General features: G+C 57.6%; 19 protein-coding genes. 15 read left to right on the top strand and 4 right to left on the bottom strand.

What is annotated here, in order from left to right; translation table 11 throughout:
- The coding region (locus ABWO67_RS12000) for an alpha/beta hydrolase (protein WP_353151949.1) at positions 1-740 on the bottom strand (740 nt) is incomplete at its 3' end.
- Positions 741-820: 80 nt separating this feature from the next.
- On the opposite strand from ABWO67_RS12000, the gene ABWO67_RS11995 reads away from it, so the two are divergent.
- The 15 genes from ABWO67_RS11995 (at position 821) to ABWO67_RS11925 (ending at position 18,746) form a co-directional block, all read left to right on the top strand.
- A complete protein-coding gene (locus ABWO67_RS11995) occupies positions 821-1,873 on the top strand; it encodes a FecCD family ABC transporter permease (RefSeq protein ID WP_353151948.1) in 1,053 nt (350 codons plus the stop codon).
- 6 nt (positions 1,874-1,879) lie between these two features.
- Positions 1,880-2,665, top strand: coding sequence for an ABC transporter ATP-binding protein (locus ABWO67_RS11990; protein WP_353151947.1), 786 nt, complete (start codon positions 1,880-1,882; stop codon positions 2,663-2,665).
- Between the two features lie 19 nt (positions 2,666-2,684).
- Positions 2,685-3,818 (top strand): ABC transporter substrate-binding protein, encoded by a 1,134-nt coding sequence (locus tag ABWO67_RS11985; RefSeq protein ID WP_353151946.1) that lies wholly within the window; start codon positions 2,685-2,687, stop codon positions 3,816-3,818.
- Positions 3,815-4,624, top strand: coding sequence for an alpha/beta hydrolase (locus tag ABWO67_RS11980; RefSeq protein ID WP_353151945.1), 810 nt, complete (start codon positions 3,815-3,817; stop codon positions 4,622-4,624). The genes ABWO67_RS11985 and ABWO67_RS11980 overlap by 4 nt, the downstream gene beginning before the upstream one ends.
- 92 nt (positions 4,625-4,716) lie before the next feature.
- On the top strand, positions 4,717-5,934 hold the full coding sequence (locus tag ABWO67_RS11975) for an ABC transporter substrate-binding protein (RefSeq protein WP_353151944.1): 1,218 nt from the start codon (positions 4,717-4,719) through the stop codon (positions 5,932-5,934).
- A 15-nt stretch (positions 5,935-5,949) separates the two neighbouring features.
- Positions 5,950-6,819 (top strand): branched-chain amino acid ABC transporter permease, encoded by an 870-nt coding sequence (locus ABWO67_RS11970; RefSeq protein WP_353151943.1) that lies wholly within the window; start codon positions 5,950-5,952, stop codon positions 6,817-6,819.
- Positions 6,816-7,805, top strand: coding sequence for a branched-chain amino acid ABC transporter permease (locus tag ABWO67_RS11965; protein ID WP_353151942.1), 990 nt, complete (start codon positions 6,816-6,818; stop codon positions 7,803-7,805). Before ABWO67_RS11970 ends, ABWO67_RS11965 begins: the two co-directional genes overlap by 4 nt.
- Positions 7,802-8,569, top strand: a complete 768-nt coding sequence (locus ABWO67_RS11960) for an ABC transporter ATP-binding protein (protein ID WP_353151941.1) — start codon at positions 7,802-7,804, stop codon at positions 8,567-8,569. Before ABWO67_RS11965 ends, ABWO67_RS11960 begins: the two co-directional genes overlap by 4 nt.
- A complete protein-coding gene (locus tag ABWO67_RS11955) occupies positions 8,566-9,315 on the top strand; it encodes an ABC transporter ATP-binding protein (RefSeq protein WP_353151940.1) in 750 nt (249 codons plus the stop codon). The genes ABWO67_RS11960 and ABWO67_RS11955 overlap by 4 nt, the downstream gene beginning before the upstream one ends.
- Positions 9,316-9,320: 5 nt before the next feature.
- Positions 9,321-9,992, top strand: a complete 672-nt coding sequence (locus ABWO67_RS11950) for a 4'-phosphopantetheinyl transferase family protein (protein ID WP_353151939.1) — start codon at positions 9,321-9,323, stop codon at positions 9,990-9,992.
- A 49-nt stretch (positions 9,993-10,041) separates the two neighbouring features.
- Positions 10,042-11,682: a (2,3-dihydroxybenzoyl)adenylate synthase gene (locus tag ABWO67_RS11945; protein WP_353151938.1), complete on the top strand. Its 1,641-nt coding sequence runs from the start codon at positions 10,042-10,044 to the stop codon at positions 11,680-11,682.
- Positions 11,683-11,687: 5 nt separating this feature from the next.
- A complete protein-coding gene (locus ABWO67_RS11940) occupies positions 11,688-11,963 on the top strand; it encodes a phosphopantetheine-binding protein (RefSeq protein ID WP_353151937.1) in 276 nt (91 codons plus the stop codon).
- 3 nt (positions 11,964-11,966) lie between these two features.
- The gene (locus ABWO67_RS11935) at positions 11,967-15,953 is read left to right on the top strand and encodes a non-ribosomal peptide synthetase (RefSeq protein ID WP_353151936.1); all 3,987 of its coding nucleotides are present in this window, start codon (positions 11,967-11,969) and stop codon (positions 15,951-15,953) included.
- Positions 15,954-15,963: 10 nt separating this feature from the next.
- A complete protein-coding gene (gene entS, locus ABWO67_RS11930) occupies positions 15,964-17,211 on the top strand; it encodes an enterobactin transporter EntS (RefSeq protein WP_353151935.1) in 1,248 nt (415 codons plus the stop codon).
- Positions 17,212-17,339: 128 nt separating this feature from the next.
- Positions 17,340-18,746 carry a YncE family protein gene (locus ABWO67_RS11925; protein ID WP_353151934.1) on the top strand — a complete coding sequence of 469 codons (1,407 nt, stop codon included), beginning with the start codon at positions 17,340-17,342 and terminating at the stop codon, positions 18,744-18,746.
- A 97-nt stretch (positions 18,747-18,843) separates the two neighbouring features.
- Here the strand turns inward: ABWO67_RS11925 and ABWO67_RS11920 are convergent, their stop codons facing one another.
- The 3 genes from ABWO67_RS11920 to ABWO67_RS11910 form a co-directional block, all read right to left on the bottom strand.
- Entirely contained in the window at positions 18,844-20,424 is a 1,581-nt protein-coding gene (locus ABWO67_RS11920) for a PepSY-associated TM helix domain-containing protein (RefSeq protein ID WP_353151933.1), read from the bottom strand.
- Positions 20,421-20,753, bottom strand: a complete 333-nt coding sequence (locus ABWO67_RS11915; RefSeq protein WP_353151932.1) for a hypothetical protein — start codon at positions 20,751-20,753, stop codon at positions 20,421-20,423. The genes ABWO67_RS11920 and ABWO67_RS11915 overlap by 4 nt, the downstream gene beginning before the upstream one ends.
- A partial coding sequence (locus ABWO67_RS11910; protein WP_353151931.1) for a hypothetical protein occupies positions 20,750-21,027 on the bottom strand: 278 nt, incomplete at its 5' end. The genes ABWO67_RS11910 and ABWO67_RS11915, both read right to left, overlap by 4 nt.

The following is a 21,027-nucleotide window of genomic DNA, read 5'->3' as shown; positions in this document are numbered from 1 at the left end:
TCTACCACTGCCCTGGGACCCGCCATAGCGTGAGTCTGGCCTTTCAGAATCTGGAAGCTGACGGCCGCTGTATCAGCAGCCTCCAGCATTTGGGCAAGCTCACGCGTTCCATCGACCATACGCCGGAAAGTTCGCCTATCTAATTGTTGCTTCTGATATTCAGAGTCGCGTAACAATTCGGCGGGACTCAGCGACTGCTCGTACTCGCCCACAGTAATCGCGATGCGCGCAGGTACGACTGACGGATTCGGCGAAGACGTCGCGACAGCCTGCTGCGCCGCTTTGAGCAAAAAATGATCTGCCCACCAGACGGACGGGCTGGATAGCAGGTAGGTTTGAAAAGCCGCCGGGTGTTGAAAAAAAGTATGCAGTCCAAACAAGGCGCCCAGCGAATGACCGATCAGGCTCTGCCGGCCGGCATCAATGGGATATTGTGTCTGCACCCAAGGTTTTAGCTTCTGCAATAAAAAAACCAGGAAATCATCAGCGCCGCCTGTGTCTTCAGGTTGGGCCGATGACGGAGCGCCATATGAACCCATCAGCGGGGTGTAGTCACGCGCACGCTGGTCCTGCTCACAGTAACCTACGCCCACCAATATACCGCGCGGCCCCGCGGTGGGGTCCAGCGCATTAAAAAGGCTGTGATCCAGTACATAAGCAACCGGCCACCCGCCTTCAGGCGCGGTCCCGGCCGGGCAACGAACAAGAATCTGATAAGCGTGGCCTTTGATCGAAGCCATGTTGTGGATGCTTACGGGCAACCATGAGCCAGATCCATCAACTATACTGCCAGTTACGTAATAGTTCTCATTTGCCATCCATGTCCTCAACCTTGCTTTCCAACCCCATTATTGGCGTCTATCAGCAGACCCTGAAGCGACGCTATTTGCTAGTAGCATTGCTTGCGCTGGTTATCTGCCTGTCGATTCTTGCCGATTTCATGCTGGGCCCATCGGGGCTGCCGCTAGCCGATATTATGCACGCGTTGTGGTCTCCCTCTGAAGCGGATGCGACCACACGGGTTATTGTCTGGGATATTCGTCTGCCCTATGCGTTAATGGCGATGGCCGTAGGCTTGGCCTTGGGGCTGGCCGGCGCTGAAATGCAAACCATATTGAACAACCCGTTGGCCAGTCCATTCACATTGGGCATATCGTCGGCGGCCGCGTTTGGCGCGTCGCTGGCCATCGTTCTGGACCTGTCGCTACCCGGCGTACCCGCTTCGTGGATGATATCCAGCAATGCTTTTATCTTTGCCTTGATTTCAGCGCTCTTGCTGGACGCTGCGGCACGCTGGGGTGGTTTAAGCGCCACGGGCCTGGTGCTGTTTGGCATCGCGCTGGTGTTTTCGTTCAACGCCCTGGTCTCGCTGATGCAGTTCATAGCCAGCGCCGAGGCCTTGCAAGGGCTGGTTTTCTGGACCATAGGAAGTTTGTCGCGCGCCTCGTGGCCCAAGGTAGCAGTACTGCTCGTCGCCTTTGCGCTGATATTGCCCCTGGCACTGCGCGACTCCTGGAAGCTGACCGCCATGCGTCTGGGCGAAAATCGCGCCACGAGCTTCGGTATTAACGTACAGCGTTTGCGTCTTACATCGCTGATACGCATCAGCCTGCTGTCCGCGCTAGCAGTGTCGTTCGTGGGCACCATCGCCTTCGTAGGGCTGATTGCCCCCCATATTGCCCGCCGGCTGTTCAGCGAAGACCACCGCTTCTACCTGCCAGGCAGCGCCTTGGTAGGCGGCGCCATCTTGTCATTGGCATCGATCGCGTCTAAGAACATCGTGCCTGGCGTGATCGTGCCAGTCGGTATTGTTACTTCGCTGGTCGGCGTTCCTTTCTTCCTAACCGTGGTGCTGCGGCGCCAGATGAAGTAAATTTTTATGCTTGAAGTGGATCAACTCAGCCTTGCCTATGGCAAGCGCACCATTATCAGCGACCTGTCCATCGAAGGGCTGGCGGCCGGAACACTCACGGCACTGATAGGCCCCAATGGCAGCGGCAAATCCACCTTGCTCAAGGCATTGGCCGGCCTGATGCGCGCCAACAGTGGGCGCATCTCGCTGGATGGCAAGGACATGACCAAGACGTCACTGGAAACGCGCGCCCAGAAAATCGTTTATTTGCCGCAAGCGCTGCCAGCATCAGTCCATTTGCGCGTGTTTGAGTCCGTCCTGGTTGCCGCGAAGGCCTCCGCGCTGGCGCCCGAAAGCGGTCCCATAGAAGTGGAAGACATTCTTTCATTGCTGAAACGCCTGGGCATAGAACACCTGGCCATGATGTATCTGGACCAGTTGTCGGGCGGGCAAAAGCAACTGGTAGGGCTGGCCCAAGCCTTGATACGCAGGCCGCGACTACTATTGCTGGATGAACCTTTGTCGGCCCTGGACCTGAACTATCAGTTCCATGTCATGGATCTACTACGCCAGGAAACCCAGCAACACGGCCTGGTCACGCTAATCGTCCTGCACGATTTGCGCATTGCTTTGCAACACTGCGATTACGCCCTGATGCTGGCTAAAGGCCGGCTGCTTGCGCAGGGCACGACTGCAGATGTCATCACCCCCACCTCCCTAAGCGACGGCTATGGGGTAACTGGCCGGATTGAACCGTGTTCGCGCGGTACTTTGCAAGTCATGATAGACGGCCTGTGCGACCCCATACATTAATATCAAAGCGAAATCCGAAATGAGCTATTTCCGCCGTGTTGCCGTCGCGCTATTTCAGTGCCTGATCTTTACCAGCGCGTGCGTTGCGGCCCCTATCACGGTCACCGATGTCACCGGCCGCAGCGTGACGTTGCCTAAACCCGCCGAGCGAGTCGTGTTGGCCCAAGCCCGTAATTTTCCCATCCTGGCTTTGCTGCATCCCGACCCGGTGGGGATATTGGCAGGATGGTCCGATGAATTCAGGACATCGTTTTCCAACGATTACGCCAACTACGTGGAAAAATTTCCGGCGCTTGCAAAGGTGCCTGTAGTTGGACGGCACACCGTAGACACCTTTTCGGTCGAAAAAACACTGGCGCTACGCCCGGACTTGGTGGTCTTGACCCTGACGTTCGCGGGCATCACCTCGAACGAAAGCGCCCAGGAATCGCAGCTCATCAAGCGCTTTGAAGATGCAGGCGTCCCTGTCATTGTGATCGACTTTTTCGTTCACCCCATGACCAACACCGTGCCCAGCCTGACAGCATTGGGCAATGCACTGGGGCGCGACCAACAAACCGCGGACTTTGTTGCCTTCTATCAGCAGCACATGGATCAAGTCGCAGACCGGCTGCGCGACTTGCCCGAAGCGCAACGGCTACCCGTGTTCGTACATGCCCATGCAGGCACCACCGATTGCTGCAATTCACCAGGCACAGGTACCTTTAACGAGATGATTACCTACGCTGGCGGCCACAATATCGGCAGCGGCGTACTGAAAAGCGCCACCGGCCGCTTAAGCTTTGAATACATCAACACCCAGAACCCAAAAGTGTATGTGGCTACGGGAACAGGCGGTGGACGACGCGCCAGCAGCGGGCTTGTCATAGGCGCCGGCAGCACAGATGAAGAAGCCCGCGCCAGCCTCAAGCGCATCATCGACGGCAACAAGCTCAATGCCCTGGCCGCGGCCCAAGAGGGAAACGCCCATGGGATCTGGCATGCCTTCAACGACTCGCCGCTGCATGTGGTCTTTATCGAAGCCCTGGCGAGCTGGATACACCCCGAACGATTCAAGGGTATTTCCCCAAAAGCCACCCTTGACTACATCAACGAAAACTTCCTGGCCGTCCCCATGCAGGGCACCTACATGATTGATCTCGATGCCAAATGACGACATTGTGGCTTTCATCTCCGCTAAGCCAGCATAAGTACCGGATACAAATCACGGTTCCGGCCAGGCCCGCGCCGCCGCAAGGCTACCCGGCCGTGTTCATGCTGGATGGCGACTGGTCTATGAATGCATTGGCAGCCACACCCCAGCATCCCGACTGGCCTGTGGCATTGGTCGCCGTCGGCTACGGACCGGATCCGGCCGCCAGCCGGGTCGCCCGCGCCTATGACTACACGCCCGCTCTGCCGGGGGGCAAGCCCGACCACGATCCCCGCATGCCCCAATGGCGCTCGGGAGGCGCCGATATCTTTTTGGATTTTCTGGAAACGATCCTGATGCCGGCCCTGGATGCGACAGTACGGCTGGATCCGGCCCAGCGCACCTTGTATGGCCATTCCTATGGCGGGCTATTTGTATTGCACGCCTTGTATCACCGGCACGATCTGTTTAAACGCTACGTAGCAGCCAGCCCTTCGCTATGGTGGCGCGACCAATACCTGATCAAAGCCGCCGACACATTACTTGGCAGCGAACACCACGACGAAACCCAATTGCTATTGATGGTGGGCGAAGGGGAAGCCTGGCACCCTCTGCCTGCGGGCGAAGACCCTGCTGATCCTATGCGCGCCCATGGCATACCTACGCTTCCCATGGCGCAAACGCTGGTGGAACGTCTGAACGGCGTCTCGGGGCTGTCGACCACATTGGAAATACTGCCCAGACTGAATCATGCCGACATGCTCCCCATGTCGGCAAGCAGGGCCATCTCTTTCGCCAGCGACGGCGTGCCCCCCTGCCAGACCTAAGCTTCCATACGCTTGCGATTCGCCAGATCGAATAAAAAACCTTAGAATACGACTGATTATCATTATCTTTCATTAGGTTCCCAAGCGTATCCATGACCCACAGCCAATCCCCCGTCTTCGTCCCTGCCACAACGCGTCGGCGCCTGCTGATTGCAGGGGCCATGACGCCACTGGCTATGGGTATACCGCGCCTTGCCCGCGCCGCTGACGCGCCGATAAAAATTGCGTTGCTGACCTCCTTGTCAGGCCCCTTCGCCTCTTTAGGGGAAAGCATGCGGGCTGGCCTGGAGTTGTTTCTGAAAGAAATCAATTACCAAATGGGTGGGCGGCCGGTTACGTTGCTCGTCGAAGATGACCAGGGCAAACCCGCTGAAGCCTTGCGCAAAGTACACAAGCTTATTTCCCGCGACAAGATCGATGTCTTGTGCGGCGTAATCAGCGCTGCCGTTGCGCTGGCAATACGCGATACCGTGTCAGACGCCAAACTGCTGACCTTTATCTCGAACGCGGCCGCGAATGCGCTAGCCCGCGAAGCCGCCAGCCCTTATATATTTCGGGCGACCAAAACCAGCTGGATGCTGGGCCATACCGGCGCCTTATGGACCCATGGGAACATCGCCACCTCGGGCGGCATCACCCTGGCTTCCGATTATGCCGCCGGCCGTGAATATGTAGGTGATTTCAATGCCACCTTCCAGGAACTGGGTGGTGTGCCTGGCCAGGAAATCTGGACGCCGTTGGGCACGTCCGATTTCGCACCCCTGATCATGAATCTTGCCGCGGCCGCGCCAAAATTCGTTTACGCCTTTTTGCCCGGAGCGGATGCCGTACGCTTTCTTCAGCAAATGCGCGACTACCAGCTTCAAGACAAGGTTCAACTGATAGGCCCTGGGGCACTGTTCGACCAGGAAGACGTGCTGCTTACCGCCGGCTCAGCCGGCATCGGCGGCATTAACACTTTCCACCAGTCGCCCGCCGCTCCCGCCGCGGCATCGTTCGCCGCAGCTTACCAGGCCGAGCGCGGTCGCTTGCCAGGCGAAGCCAGCACCTCAGGCTACGCAACAGGCCAGGTCATCAAAGCCGGCATCGATGCCGTCAATGGCGATATCGACAACAAAGAAAAGCTAAAGTCCCGCTTGCTGGAGGAGCCTGTAAGCACTGCTTTTGGTCCCATGCAGTTCGACCATCGGAATAACCAGGCGATTCTGGACATTTACGTCAACGAAGTGCGTGCCGACGATCAGGGCAAGCCCATCAACACCGTCATACACACCTATAAAGGCATACGCGACCCCGGCCCAGCGGCTTGATCCGCGACTCGCTTTATGTCTTATTACTTGTTGCAAACGCTTAATGCGTTATCGTTTTCGGTATTGCTGCTGCTGACCGGGCTAGGCCTGTCGCTGGTTCTTAGCCTGATGAACTTCGTGAACCTGGCGCATGGATCGTTTTTTTTGCTGGGCGGCTACATTGCCACGCAATGGCTTAGCGCCGGCGCTGTCTGGTGGCTCGCCTTTCCCTGCGCCTTCTTGCTCACGGCGCTTGTAGGCTTGATACTGGATCGTTTCCCCTTTGGTCGTTTCTACGCCCGGCCCCATCTGATGCAGGTGCTCTTGACCTATGGGGTCTCGGTCATCTTTGCCGATTTGATGCGGTGGGGGTTTAGCTCCGATACGCTCTCGCCATTGCTGCCCGAAATGCTGCGCGGCGGCGTATGGATCATGGGCCTTCCCTTTCCCACGTACCGCCTGTTCATTATCATCGCCGGCGTCGTGCTGGCCGCTGCACTTTGGCTGCTGCTGGATCGCACCTTGTGGGGCGCCGCCTTGCGGGCGTGTGTTATTGACCGCGAAATTGTGGAAACACTGGGCTTGAATTCGCGCCGCATTTTCACCATAGGCATGGCGCTGGCTGCCGGCCTTAGCGGCCTGGGCGGCGCGCTGGGCGCCGGGATGCTATCGGTCTACCCAGGGCTGGACGAAGAAGTACTGCTGCTGGCGCTACTAATCGTGGTGGCGGGAGGGCTCGATAATTTCAAAGGACTCGTACTGAGCGCATTGATATTAGGCTTTGTCACCACTTTCGCCCGAGTGTGGTTCCCGGCCTTTGCCAGCTTTGCCTCGCTAGGCATTATGGCGACACTGTTATTGCTGCGGCCTAATGGGCTTATTGCACGTCCGTCTCGTAAAGTATGAACAAAACCGTAAATGCCGTGGCAAACGCCCCCCTGCCCATGACGCCCAGTCGGCAGCCATATGGCAAGCTGCGTTTGGCGTATAGCCTCGCGACCATCGCTGTCCTTGCCTTGCTGGCACTATACGGCGACAGGTTCGCCCTACGATTCGCCACTGAAGTATTGCTCATCGGCACAGCCGTCATGAGCCTGAATTTGCTGATCGGACAAGGCGGCCTGGTTTCGTTAGGGCACGGCGCGTTATTCGGCACCGCGGCCTACAGCGCAGCGGTTGTCGCCCAGCATTGGGGCGCCGGCCTACCAGTGGTCTTGTTAGCGGGTATGGCGACCGGCGCGATTCTGGGCGTACTGACCGCATTGATCAGCCTGCGCACTTCCGGGCTGTTTTTCCTGACTCTTAGCCTGGTATTCGGGCAACTATTCTGGGAACTCGTTTTTCGCTGGCGGGACGTTACCGGCGGCGCCGATGGCTTGCGCAGCTTTCCCAAACTGACCTGGCTGGGATTGCAGCTAAGTGAACCATTGGCTTTGTATCTGCTGTCGATAGCGGTGGCCGGCCTGTCCTGGCTGGCCCTGCACTCGTTCAATAAGGCGCCCATTGGCCAAGCGCTTATCGGCACCCGCGACCAGCCCATACGCATGGCCGCCCTGGGCTATCAGCTATCCCGCATCCGTATCGCGGCTTTCCTGGTAGCGGGCACCGCCGCAGGGGCCGCCGGCGGCCTATACCCTTTTGTAAATCAATATCTAAGCCCGGAAATCGTGCACTGGAGCATGTCGGCAACGCTGATCATCATGGGCGTAATAGGCGGCATCAGCACACTGTCGGGCGGCTTCATCGGCGCTGCCGTGTATCTGTTTATACAAACCTACCTGAGCTCTTACACGGACCGCTGGCAGTTGATCATAGGCCTGATCTTTGTGCTGACCATACTGCTCATGCCCAAGGGGATTGCCTACACTTTCAGACCTGGACGCCGGCCATGAGCACCGCTACCACTCCTATTCTCAGCCTGAGCCACATCAGCAAACGCTTTGACGGCCTGCAAGTTCTGGAGGATGTTTCCTTCGACGTGTACAGCGGCGAGACACTAGGCCTGATAGGCCCCAATGGTGCGGGAAAAACCACGCTGTTCAATATTGTCAGCGGCATTCTGGAAGCCTCCTCGGGTACCGTCACTTTTGATGGCCAATCCATCAACCGCCTTTCACCCGCCGCCAGGGCAAGGCGTGGCATGGTGCGCACCTTTCAGAAGAGTCTGGTATTTCCTGAATTGACGGTACTGGGTAATTTGTCGATGGCCATCCTGGCGCGCCGCAAAGAAGGCTATCGCTGGCGAGGCGGCAAGGCCGTCCAACAGCAAGCCGATCTTGAGGCGCAGCGCCTGCTGCAGAACACCACCTTGGCCGCACATAGCAATAAGCCAGCCAGCACCCTTTCATACGGCGAACAACGCATTCTGGACATACTTCTGGCTTTGGCCCAAAAGCCTCGTCTATTGCTGCTGGATGAACCCAGCGCCGGGCTGTCCGCACAGGAATCCGAGGCTCTTTTCCAACTGCTGCATCAGCAACATGCCCAGACCGCGATTATTCTGATTGCTCATGATATCGACATTATCTTTCGCGAGTCCGAGCGCATCGCCGTGCTGAATCTGGGCCGCCTGTTAATCATTGATCGTCCCGATATCGTACGTGCTGACGAAGGCGCCCGCATGGCCTACCTAGGCGAACTGGCGCATACGCCATGACGAACACATCTCACCTAAACGCCACCTCCGAAAAGCCGGTGATACAGCTGCGAGAGGCAAGCGCGAATTATGGCGGCCTTCGCATCTTGCATGACATCAACATGACCGTCATGCCTGGCGAGACGCTGGCCATTCTCGGCCGCAATGGCGCTGGCAAGACCACGCTGCTACATGCGCTGTTCAATATGGGTCCTACCCTTAGCGGCACCATCGAGATCAAAGGCCAGACAATAAGTCATTGGCCAACCTACCGCATAGCCCGTTTGGGAATGGCATTAGTCCCTCAAGGGCGAGGCGTATTCCAAACGCTGGCGGTCCACGAAAGCCTGCGTCTCGCAACGCTTGCCAAAACATCGCGCGATAAAGCGCTATGGTCGCTGGAACGCATCTATAACGAATTTCCACGCCTGTTCGAACGCCGTCATTCCTCCTGCGCCGCATTAAGCGGTGGAGAACGGCAAATGCTGGCGTTGGCCCGCGCATTGTTGACGCAGCCCGACATCATTGTGCTTGATGAGCCCAGCGAAGGGCTGGCACCGCTAACGATAGACGACATGTTGGTGGGGAAGCTTCGTTTTCTGGCCTCAGAAGGCATCACCCTGGTACTGGCCGAGCAAAATGTGTCCATGGCCTTGAAAGTGGCATCTCGGGCGATAGTGCTTTCGGCGGGACATATCGTTTTTGACGGTAGTCCGCAGGCCCTTCTCGACGATTCGGCTCTGCATCAGCAACACCTTGGCATCTGACCACCATGATTCAGACCAGCCTGATTCACACGGATATCGACGCTGCCCTGCTGGCTAAGCTTGCCGCCTGTTTATCTGTACCCGAAATGAACCGGGCAGACAGGTTCCATCAACATCAAGACCGCAAGAATTACATCGTGGCACACGCGGCGCTGCGCCTGTTATTGGCTAAGCAATTAAACTTGCCACACCACGACCTGCAATTCACCAAGGGCCGTTGGGGCAAGCCAATGCTTGCGCAAGGCGGCAACACCCCCCTGCATTTCAACCTGAGCCATAGCGGCAATATGGTCCTGATAGCCATCGCCACCCAACCCGTCGGCATCGACATAGAATTTACCCGCCCCCTGGATTACACAAGACTGGCCGGGCATTGTTTCGCTGCCGAAGAAGCGCTGCGTATCGTCGACAGCCATTCATTCTTTGAACACTGGACCGCCAAAGAAGCGGTCATCAAGGCCTCCGGGCGCGGATGGTCGGAAAAGACACAACAATTCATCGTCCCGGCGCCTTCGATTGACCTGCAGCCTATACGCTTGCTGCAGCCCAATCCGAGCCTGGAAGGCCTTCATGTTGCGCGCCTGACCGTGGGAAAAGGTTATTACGCTGCGCTCAGCGCAGCGCCGACAAGCTTGCCTGTGCAACTGAATAAATTCGCTCCAGCGGAGCTGATATGAGAACAGTTGCCGGACAAGGTCGCTTATTTATGGAATAATTCTCATTATCATGATTAGAATACATCCTATTGAACAAAGCTGGCCTCCTGAATTTCAAAGGCGCTATCGCGACGCGGGCCACTGGCAAGGTGAAACCTTTGGCGCCCTTTTGCGTGAGCGCGCTCTGCATCATCCTGACCGTATAGCGATCGTTGCAGGCGAACAGCGTTGGACCTATGCCCAGCTTGACGCCCATGCCGACGCCATTGCGGCGGGCCTGCTGGCGTCAGGTTTACAGCCGGGCGCGCCTGTTCTGGTTCATTTGCCAAACATCCCCGAATTTCTAAGTGTTATTTTTGGGCTGTTCCGGGCGGGCATGCTGCCCGTTTACGTGTTGCCGGCGCATCGTATCGTAGAACTCGCGCACTTTGCCAACACCGCCGAGGCCTGCGGCTACATCACCGTGGATCAGCATGCGGGATGCGACTATCGCGACCTGGCCCGTCAATTGCAATCCCAATCCGATTCTGTGCAAACCGTCGTCATCGTCGGCGAAGCGGAAGAATTCACGTCATTGGCTGAAGTCGAGCAACGCGGCGCCGGACAAACCCCGCCCGCGTCAGCCTCTCAGCCATCCGATGTCGCCTTTCTGCAAATTTCGGGCGGCAGCACAGGCTTGTCCAAGCTGATACCCCGCACCCACGATGATTATATTTATACCTTGCGGGAAAGCGTCAGCATTTGCGGGTTGAATGAGGACAGCGTGTTTTTGGGCGTACTGCCCATAGCGCATAATTTCCCCATGAGCTCCCCTGGCGTCTTGGGCGCGATTTATGCAGGAGCGCGCATCGTGCTCAGCACCTCGCCCAGCCCGGAAGCCGCCTTCGCCCTGATAGAACGCGAAAAAGTCACCACGACCAGTCTGGTGCCGCCGTTGTTGCTGCTATGGCTGGAGGCGGCGGGCCGCCAAAGCCATGATCTTTCCAGCCTGAGCGTAATACAAGTCGGTGGCGCCAAGCTGATCTCAGAAGTCGCCAAGCGTGTGCGGCCGGTATTGGGGGCCACGTTGCAGCAGGTATTTGGCATGGCTGAAGGCCTGGTCAACTACACCCGACTGGACGATACCGATGATGTCATCATTAATACCCAGGGTCGCCCTATCAGCCCCGACGACGAAATACGCATCGTCGACGACAGCGGCGAGCCCGTGGCCGAAGGCCAACCAGGCCATTTGCTGACGCGCGGCCCTTATACGATACGGGCGTACCACAACAATCCGTCGGCTAACGCCTCTTCGTTTACCGATGACGGGTTCTACCGTACCGGCGACATCGTCCGGCGTACCGCCGACGGCTACCTGGAAGTACAAGGACGCAGTACAGATCACATTAATCGGGCCGGCGAAAAAATATCCGCGGAAGAAATAGAAGACCATTTATTGGCCCATCCACAGGTATTTGATGCTGCCGTGGTGTCCCTGCCTGATGAATATCTGGGCGAGCGCAGCTGCGCCTTTGTTATTCCCAAAGGTGAAAAACCCAAGGCGATCGTACTGAAGCAATGGATACGTTCGCGTGGACTGGCCGAATTTAAAGTACCTGACCAGATCGTATTTGTTGATCAGTTCGCCGCTACGGCAGCCGGTAAAGTCAGCCGCCGTGAACTACGCGCACTATTACGCCAGCAACTCACCAACGAAAAGAACGCTTGAACATAATGAAAAATACTGCTTTACCCTCCTTCACCCTGGACCGTATGCGCCAGGACATCGCCACTATCCTGCACGAAGATGCCGCCGACATCGGCAATGATGACAACCTGATCGAACTCGGGCTGGATTCGATGCGAATGATGACGCTATCGTCCCGCTGGAACGAGGCTGGCGTCTATCTTGAATTCTCAGAGCTGGCGTCCACCGCCACGCTGAATCATTGGTGGACATTGGCAGAACGGATTCTGGAAAATAGCGCCGACACCGAAAAGAGGCGCTGATTCATGTCCGTTTTTTCGTCTGAGCCTGTGCCTACCCTGTTGGCGGATGGCGCGCCTGCGCAGCTTTTGCCGCTCACAGAGGCACAAGAAGGCTTGTGGTACGCGCAACGCCTGGATACGGCCAACCCCATCTACAACACGGGGCACTGCACGGAAATTCGCGGCCCGCTGGATGTGGACAATTTTGAACGCGCTGTCAACGCCGCACTGGTCGAAGCAGACGCTCTGACATTACGGTTTATCGACCTTCCAGAAGGTCCGCGCCAATATATGGACCCGTCGCAACAGATTGTTCTGGAAATCAGCGATCTGAGCCAGGTCGACGGCAACGACAACCTGGCGCACCGCCTGATGCGTGAAGACCTGGCTGTTGCCGTTGATCCGACCGCTAGTCCCCTGGCCCGGCATGTGCTTTTTATTATCGGTCCGGATCATTTTCTGTGGTATCAGCGCATTCACCATCTTGCCGCCGACGGCTATGGCATGGCGCTGATCGAAGCCCGCGTCACCCAGTTATATGCCGCCTATATCAGCGGCCAGGCTCGCCAAGGCGAGCCGCTGACGTCGTTTAACAGCGTCTTGACGGAAGACGCCCAATACCGAGCATCATCAAAGCGCGATACCGACCGCGCTTTCTGGCTGGAAGCCGCCAACCAGCGCCAGCCCGCGCTAAGCCTGACTGATGGCGTGCCGATGACCAGCCGCAACTTTTTGTACGCCAAACATTCGGCGGGCTCCGAACTGATCACTGACTTGATCGCCGCACAAACCGACTTCGGGGTTTCCTGGCCAGACATTCTTACAGCACTTTGCACGGCCTACATCAGCCGCCATATCCGCCAGCCCGAAACGACCGTCGGCGTACCCTTCATGGGCAGGCTGGGCAGCGTCAGCGCTCGTGCCGTCGCCACTGTCATGAACGTAGCGCCGCTGCATGTGGCCGTGAATGAAGACCTTGCCATGGGCGACTACCTGAAGCAGGTTCAGCGCACGCTACAAAAAACACGCCGCCATGGGCGCTATCGCAGCGAGCAATTACGCCGCGACCTGGGTCTGCTGGGCGGAAACCGGCGGCTACATGGACCCATCATTAACGTATTGCCCTTTGACACACCCTACAAGCTACCCGGCCTGACTGCGAGCCAAACGGTATTGTGCGCCGGCCCCGTAGAAGACCTGACGTTCACGTTCCGCGCCCTTCCGGATGCGCAGAATATGCGTATGGAAATAGAAGCCAACCCCAAGCACTACAACATACAGGATGTGCAAGCCCACCTGTTAAGGCTGGAGCGCTTCATCAGCACAGCGCTTGGCGCGGCAAGCCTTGCAACAGTACCCACGTTGACCCCGGCCGAAGAACTGCAGTGGGTCAATGCCGTGAACGATACGGCTCACTCTGTACCCAAGACGCATTTATGGTCGCTGATTGAAACCAGCATACGGCAATATCCAGACAACAGCGCCATACATTTTGCCGGCCAGACACTGACTTACGCTGAACTGGATACGCGTTCCCGCGCTATCGCCCAGCGTTTGCAGGCTGGCGGTGTGCAGCACAACGATATTGTCGCGCTGGCGGTGCCAAGGTCTATTGAACTGGTCCTCGCGTTGACCGCCATTATCCGGGTTGGCGCCGCCTACCTGCCGCTGGACTATGAACAGCCGCCCGAACGCATACGCCATATCATTGCTTCGGCAACGCCTCGCCTGGTGCTGGCCGTCGATGCCACACGCGACGTATTGCCCGTCGATTGCGCCAGGCTACTGCTGGATGAAGACGCTTCCGGCGCATCATCGGACGGCCTCCAGGCAACCGTTGGCCAGCCAGACGACGCGGCCTACATCATCTACACCTCGGGCTCGACGGGCGATCCCAAGGGCGTGGTGGTAAGCCATGACGCGATCGTCAATCGCCTGTTGTGGATGCAAAACGAATATCGCATAGGCACCGATGAGCGGATTTTGCAGAAAACCCCTGCTACCTTCGATGTTTCGGTCTGGGAATTCTTCCTGCCTTTGATCAGTGGCGCTACCCTTGCGGTCGCTCCGCCGGATGCCCACAAAGATCCGGCGTGGCTAGTGCGAGTCATTCGCGAGCAAAGCATCACTACTCTGCATTTCGTTCCTTCCATGCTGGCCGCGTTCCTGGACGAACCCGACGCCGGAACCTTGAATCTTCGGCGCGTCTTTTGCAGCGGCGAAGAGCTGCCCGCCGCGTTGCGCAACCGCTTTCATCGGCACATCAATGCCGAACTCCATAATTTGTACGGCCCGACGGAAGCCGCGGTGGATGTCACCTATTGGCCCGCTGGGCCCGCCGACACATCAGAACCCGTGCCCATCGGATTTCCTGTGTGGAATACGGCCATGTATGTGCTCGATGAACGCCTGCGTCCCCTCCCCCCTGGCGTTGCCGGGCATTTGTATATTGCAGGACGCCAGTTGGCGGACGGCTACCTGGGACGCCCGGATCTGACGAGCGAACGCTTCATCGCCGATCCATTCCAGGTGCATGGCGATACCATGTACGTTACCGGCGACATTGCTCAATGGCGCGAGGATGGCGCACTGGTCTTTCTGGGGCGGTCGGACCATCAGATCAAGCTGCGCGGCCAGCGCATTGAACTCGGTGAGATCGAAGCCGTACTGGCCGGCGCGGATGGCGTGCGCCATGTTGCGGTCATCGCACGCGAAGATAGCCCAGGCAACCTGCAGATCGTGGCTTATCTGGTCGGGACATTACCCGGCGCCGGCATTGACGCCGACGTACTGAGCCACGCGGCGACGCGCCTGCCCGATTACATGCTGCCCGCAGCCCTGGTATGGCTGGACGCGCTTCCCGTGACCGTCAATGGCAAACTGAACCGCAAGGCGCTCCCCGCGCCCCGCTTCCAAAGCAAAGCCGGACGCCCCCCACTCAGCGATAACGAGATCTATGTCGCAGGCCTGTTCACCAACATCCTGGAGCGGCCAGCGCTCAGCGCCAATGACGACTTCTTTGACCTGGGCGGCCACTCGTTGCTGGCGGCCCGTTTAGCGCTGCAGGTACGCAATGACCGCGGCCACGACTTCACGCTGGGCGCGCTGTTCGAGCATCCCACTGTGGCGCGGTTGGCTGCCTATCTTGACGACCTGGACGCAACGGAAACCATAGCCGGCCCAGCCGAAGGTTTCGGCCCAACCATCACCTTGCGCACGGGCATTGCCGCAAAGCCGGCTCTGTTTTGCATACACCCGGCCGGCGGCCTGAGCTGGTGCTACGGCGCCCTGGCCCGCGCATTGAAAGGTCAGCGTACCGTATACGGCTTGCAAGCCCCTGCCCTGGGCGCGCAGCATCGCACTGAGCCCGCAGACCTGGGCGTGATGGCAGCCGGCTATGTAGACACGATCCTGGCTTTACAGCCCCAAGGCCCGTACCACCTGTCGGGCTGGTCTGTGGGCGGCATCATCGCCCATGCCATGGCCACAGAGCTACAACGTCGCGGGCATCAAGTCGGCGTGCTGGCGATGCTGGACGCCTACCCCAGCGACAGCTGGAAGAACCAGCCGCCGCCCCCGCCCGATGCTGTCTACAAGGCCCTGCTGCATATTGCGGGGCATGACCCCGATACCTTGCAGGATGTCCCCATGACGCGCGCAGGCGTTATCGGTTTTCTGCGGCGCAGCGCCCATCCATTGGGCGAACTGAACGACGGGATGCTGGAAGGCGTATTTGATGTGGTCGCGAGCAACAACCGGCTGGTTCGGCAACATCAGCACGACCTCTATCGAGGCCAGGTGCTGTATTTCCGCGCGGCCCTGGATCATAAAGACGAGGACTTGTTCCCGACGCATTGGAATCCTTACGTCACCTCACTGGATGTGCACGACATCCCTTCCCTGCATGCCCACTTGACAGGCGCCGATGCCATTACTGCCATCGCCCCTGTCCTGGATGCGCATATGGCTGCTGCCGATGCAGGCAACAACAATACTGATCAGCAACGGTAGACCGATACCCATGTCAATAAATCGCTTTCTACTGGATGTTTCTCCGCTGCGCGACAGCAAGCCTTTCCGCTATGCCTATGCAGCGCGCACGACTAGCGTGCTGGTGACAGGCATGCTGCTGGTTGCCGCCAGCATACAAATCTACGAGCTCACTGGCTCAAGCATTGCCGTCGCCTTCCTGAATGCCTTTATGGCAGTTCCGATGGTTATCGCGCTGATCATTGGCGGCGTATTGTCTGACCGCATGGATCGGCGCCAGCTGATGCTATGGTCGCGCAGCGTCTATGTACTCAGCGTCGTGATATTCCTGGTCAATGCGTTGTTGCCAACCGCCCATGTTTGGCCCATCTACCTGGCTGCAGCCATAGGTGGTGCGGCCGGCGGGATCAGTGTGCCTGCCATGATGGCGGTAACGCCAGCCCTGGTTGGCCGCGATCGGCTGGCCGCCGCCGCTGCCTTGTCAGGGCTGTCCATGCAAATCGGGGGCATCATCGGCCCCGCGCTTGCCGGTGTGCTGATCGCCGGGCCCGGGCTGGTCTTCTGTTACGCCATCGTGCTGGTTGGCGTGTTGATCACCCCATTCCTGTTGCATCAACTGCCTTCGCTTCCACCGCAGGGCGCACCCAAGCACGACAGCAAGGTGCAGTCCTTTGTCGAAGGCGTCGCCTTTTTGCGCAAGCACCCTTTGCTGCGTACGCTGCTGATCATAGATTTGGCTGCCATGGTGTTGGCAACCCCGATAGCGCTGTTGCCCCAATGGAGCGATCAGATTCTGGGCCGAGGCCCTGAAGCTACAGGGATGCTGTATGCCGCCCCTGCTATTGGCGCAATGATTACGGCTCTGACCAGTGGCTGGACACGCACAGTAGCGCGCCCCGGCTTGATCGTAGCGATTGCCATCATGCTGTGGGGTGTCGCCATTGCCATGCTGGCACTGGGCAACACGCTATGGTGGGCCTTGATAAGCCTGTCCATCATGGGCGCCGCCGACACCGTATCCAAGATCCTCAGGATGGCGCTGGTGCAACACCATACGCCGGATGGACTGTTGGGACGTGTATCCAGCCTATGGATGATGCAAGGTTCCATCGGCCCCGCATTGGGCAACCTGCAAATCGGCATTACCGCCCGTTTTCTTTCGCCCCCAACCGCCTTGCTGTTGGGCGGCACGGCCTGCGTCTTGATGGCCGCGGCATTTGCGACCGCATCAACTCATTTGCGCACAGCGCAACTCACCATGAAAGCCGGAAAAAAATAATGATACTTCCCACTTTTGCGACAACCGCATTGAACGTCTTCCCTATGAATACTGCCGCCCCATCCTGTTGCATCGCTATGTCGCTGTAATTACTTTCTTTTCCATATTGATAGTTCAAGGAAAACCCAATGTCCGTCACACGCTCTGCCGTTCGTCATGCCAGCCACAAGCTTATGCTCCAAACAGGATTGGGCATCGCATCGCTCGCGCTGTCTATTTCAGCGGCTTACGGCGCGCCCGTATTCGATCAGCCCGACCCTGACTTCAACGGTCAGCTCTCCAGCTTCGGCGCGCCCGCCCTGCCCGCCGGCAAGGCCGTCATTTCAGGTCGTTCGTTCAAACCTGGGCAGGAAGTTACGCTGTCCAGCAATGGCACCATACTCAATCCGAACGGCCCCCTGGTCGCCGATGAAAAAGGCGTGTTCAAAGGCGAAATCAGCATTCCCGCCGATGCGGTTCCAGGCATACACCCAGTTGTCGTGCAAGTTGCCAAGCCATCAGCGGCCAGCATCTTCAACTTCAAGATCTCGCCCGTAATCGCCTTGTCTGGCCAAGAAAAATTCACAGCCACCGCCAAGAAGATGGTCCCCGGCGTCTACCAAAGCGCCTACAGTGAAAAAACCGATCGCCTGTTCGTGACGGCTGCAGTCGGCAGGCCGCCAGTAAAAGAATCCCAGCTGCTTAAAGTGAATCCCACAACGCTGGACATCGAAGCAAAGGTAACCCCCGCTGTCGACAAAGACAACGACAAGGGACAGCTAATGGCTGTCTACGGCGTCGCTACCGATGATGCGCATGACAATGTATGGGTTACCAACACCCGCGCCGGTACCGTTGCGGTCTATAAGCAGTCCGACCTGAAGCTGGTCAAACAATTTTCCCCTAAAGCGGCTCCCCACGCACGTGATGTCGTTATCGATGCGAAACGCAGCAAAGCCTATGTATCCACTCCCGGCAACGATCACATTGTTATCTTCGACACCAGCAAACTGACCGAGGCCGGCAAAATTGAATTGCCATCAGAGTCCAAAGAAGAGTTCAGTCCCATGAGCGTGGCCCTGGACAGCAAAGCCGGCAAGCTATACACAGTCAGCCTGTCAACCAATGAAGCAGCGATCATTGACCTGGACACTGAAAAAGTCGAAAAGATGATTGCGTTGCCTCGTGCAAAAGCGTCCTCGGGCGTGGCAGTAGACAGCAGCGGCAAACGCTTGTTCGTAGCGGCCCAAGGCACTGATAACGTTCTTATCGTCGACTTGGCCAGCGGTAAAGTCTTGCATGACGTTGCGGTAGGCGCAGGCCCCTTGAACATCACTTACGACCCCGTCTCGAAGTACGCCTATGTCGCGATCCGCGGAGCAGGCACTGTAGCCGTGCTGAACGAAGATGGAAAAATCATTGCCAACCTGGAAGCAGGCACGTACCCCAACCACATCACGGTGGATGGCAAAGGGCATGCATTTGTTCTGAACAAGTCCCGTGGCAAAGATGACGAAACCGCTGACCGTCTGACACGCCTGAACGTCAAGATGTAAGCACTGCAGTATTCGCGCTCCTTTCTCCCGCATTACTCAAGGGGGAAGGGGCGCAGACACACCGGTTTTGCGTTCCTGGGCTACCCCATTGGCAACGCTATATGCTGCGGTGAAAAAGGCTTGCGAAGATACCGCTATTTGTTCGCCCTGGCCGGCTTCGCGTACGCCACGCAAGATAAAACATCAGCATTGCGCCTACGAGCGAGAACCCATCGATGAATATCATCGCGCTCAGGTATTGCCCTGTAGTCGGCGCCAGCGACGAGAACAACGCCAACAGGCTGGTCAAGGGAATGCTCAGTGTGCACAGTCCGGCAAAGGCTAACAGCGGCGCAGAGACACGCGAAGCACCACGTACAAAGGCGAACACAAGACAAGCAAAAAAAACGGCGTAATAAGCGCCATACGCAATGGATTCAGGCGCGATACCCGATGACGCCAGCCATCGCACAGCGACCAGCGCAGCCGACAAGCCGGCAACACAACCCAGACATGCTCCGATCGTCAAGGCGCCCAGCCAGCGCACATTGCGCGGTTGCTCGCTGAATGGCGCAGTGGCTTGACCGCTTTTTTTCAAGCGCGATGCTATCCACAGCAAATTGCCGCTATAAAACAAGAATGCGCCCATAACGCCTAGCAGCGCGTACAGAATTCGCACGGGCACCCCGCCATAACTGCCAAAATGCAGCGAGAAAAAGCTGGCAAGCACGCTGCCCCACGTTGATTCCGGGCCTAGCATATAAGTGGCATCCAGAATACGACCCGTAGCCGGCTCCAGGGTCAGGTAGCCAACACGAGAACTACGTGCAAAGTACGCATCGTCAGTGCCGGCAAGCTGCACAGTCGCAGCCCCATCAGCCACATCGCGGTAGCGCATAAAGGTAGGCATGAAACCCGGGGCATGCGCCTGGGCCCGCGCAATCAGTTGCGTCGGCGGCAGCCAGTCTTTCTGCGTCGACGGCAAGGCTTGCGGCATTTCCGCCCTCACCTCCGCCAGTACACCGTCAATACCCTGCGGGTAAATAGCCGCACTTTGCGCGTCATACACATAATCATGCAAACAAAATACGGCCGCGGAAATCGCCATCACAACATGGAACGGCAAGCTGGTGATCCCGACTACGTTGTGCAGATCCAGCCACATGCGTTTCAAGTTACGGGAGATACGCACATAGAACAAATCCTTGACCAGGGATGGCAACAGCACGATCACGCCCGACACCAACGCAATGCCATACAAGAGCGCGACAATACCGATAATGGGTTCCGCCATTTCCAGGCTCAGGGGCAAACCGCCCTTTCTATGAACATAGTCGACGAAGTCGCCAGTGGAAAATCCCATATCCGGCTCTTGTGCAAGCTTCCCCGCTTCGTCCAAATAGGCGATCTGATTGCCTTGTGCGTTTTTAAATCGAATCACTGCCGAGTCGAAGGGCGTCGGCAGCGTCATCTCTGCAGCCTTGGGCGGCTTTGCCGCATCCTCGAAGAAAGCTTGCGCCAATGCATCAATGTCCGGCTTCCCCGAAGGCGACTGCGCCGTAACATTGACCCACTGCGATATTTCCGGCTCGAACATGGACAAGGCGCCGGCATAGAACGCCACAAACAAGAGGATGCTGGAAAGGATTCCGGTCCAGGTATGAACAACCAGGTACTTGCGAACAACACCAGCGTTCATGATGCGGCCCGTCCTGCATACACAACCAGATAAATGCCGATAGCAGCAACAAGATTGGCCAGAACGAGCCATTGCCAAAGGATTTTTTTGGTCGGTGCGAGAAAGGACAGGCAAATAAGCGCTATCCAGATCGGGCAAACCGCCCACATGACGATCTGGTCTTTAGCGGGATCGGTATCGCCTGCGGTCGGATAATAAACCAGCAAGCCGCTTAATAAAATCGCCAAGGAGAAACCCAACACCGCGCCTACCAACCCGTGATGCAACAGCATCCAGTTTGAAGAGGCCGTTGGTTGCATGGAAGAAGACTTCGCTGATCGCGTGCTCATCGCCCCTGCTTTTCTTTAACGTTGCGATACGCAAGCAAGGCGGCAACAGCCGGAATAAAAGTCATCAACACAATAATCGTTACCGCAAGCGCAACGGCGGGATGCATCTGGAGTGCGAGCAAATAAAGCGCCAAGGCAACAAATCCGCCCATTACCAGCGCAGCGATAAATCCAGGCAAGCGCGGCCTAGCCCTCGAGGTCGAAAGGTTCGCCACGACCGCTACGATGGCAAGAAAAAGATAGGGTATCAAAGTGGCGATTAAAAGTAATAAAT

It is taken from the genome of Pollutimonas bauzanensis (assembly GCF_040393045.1).
GTDB classification, from domain to species: domain Bacteria; phylum Pseudomonadota; class Gammaproteobacteria; order Burkholderiales; family Burkholderiaceae_B; genus Pollutimonas; species Pollutimonas bauzanensis_A.
This window is presented reverse-complemented; position numbering and strand designations above follow the sequence as displayed.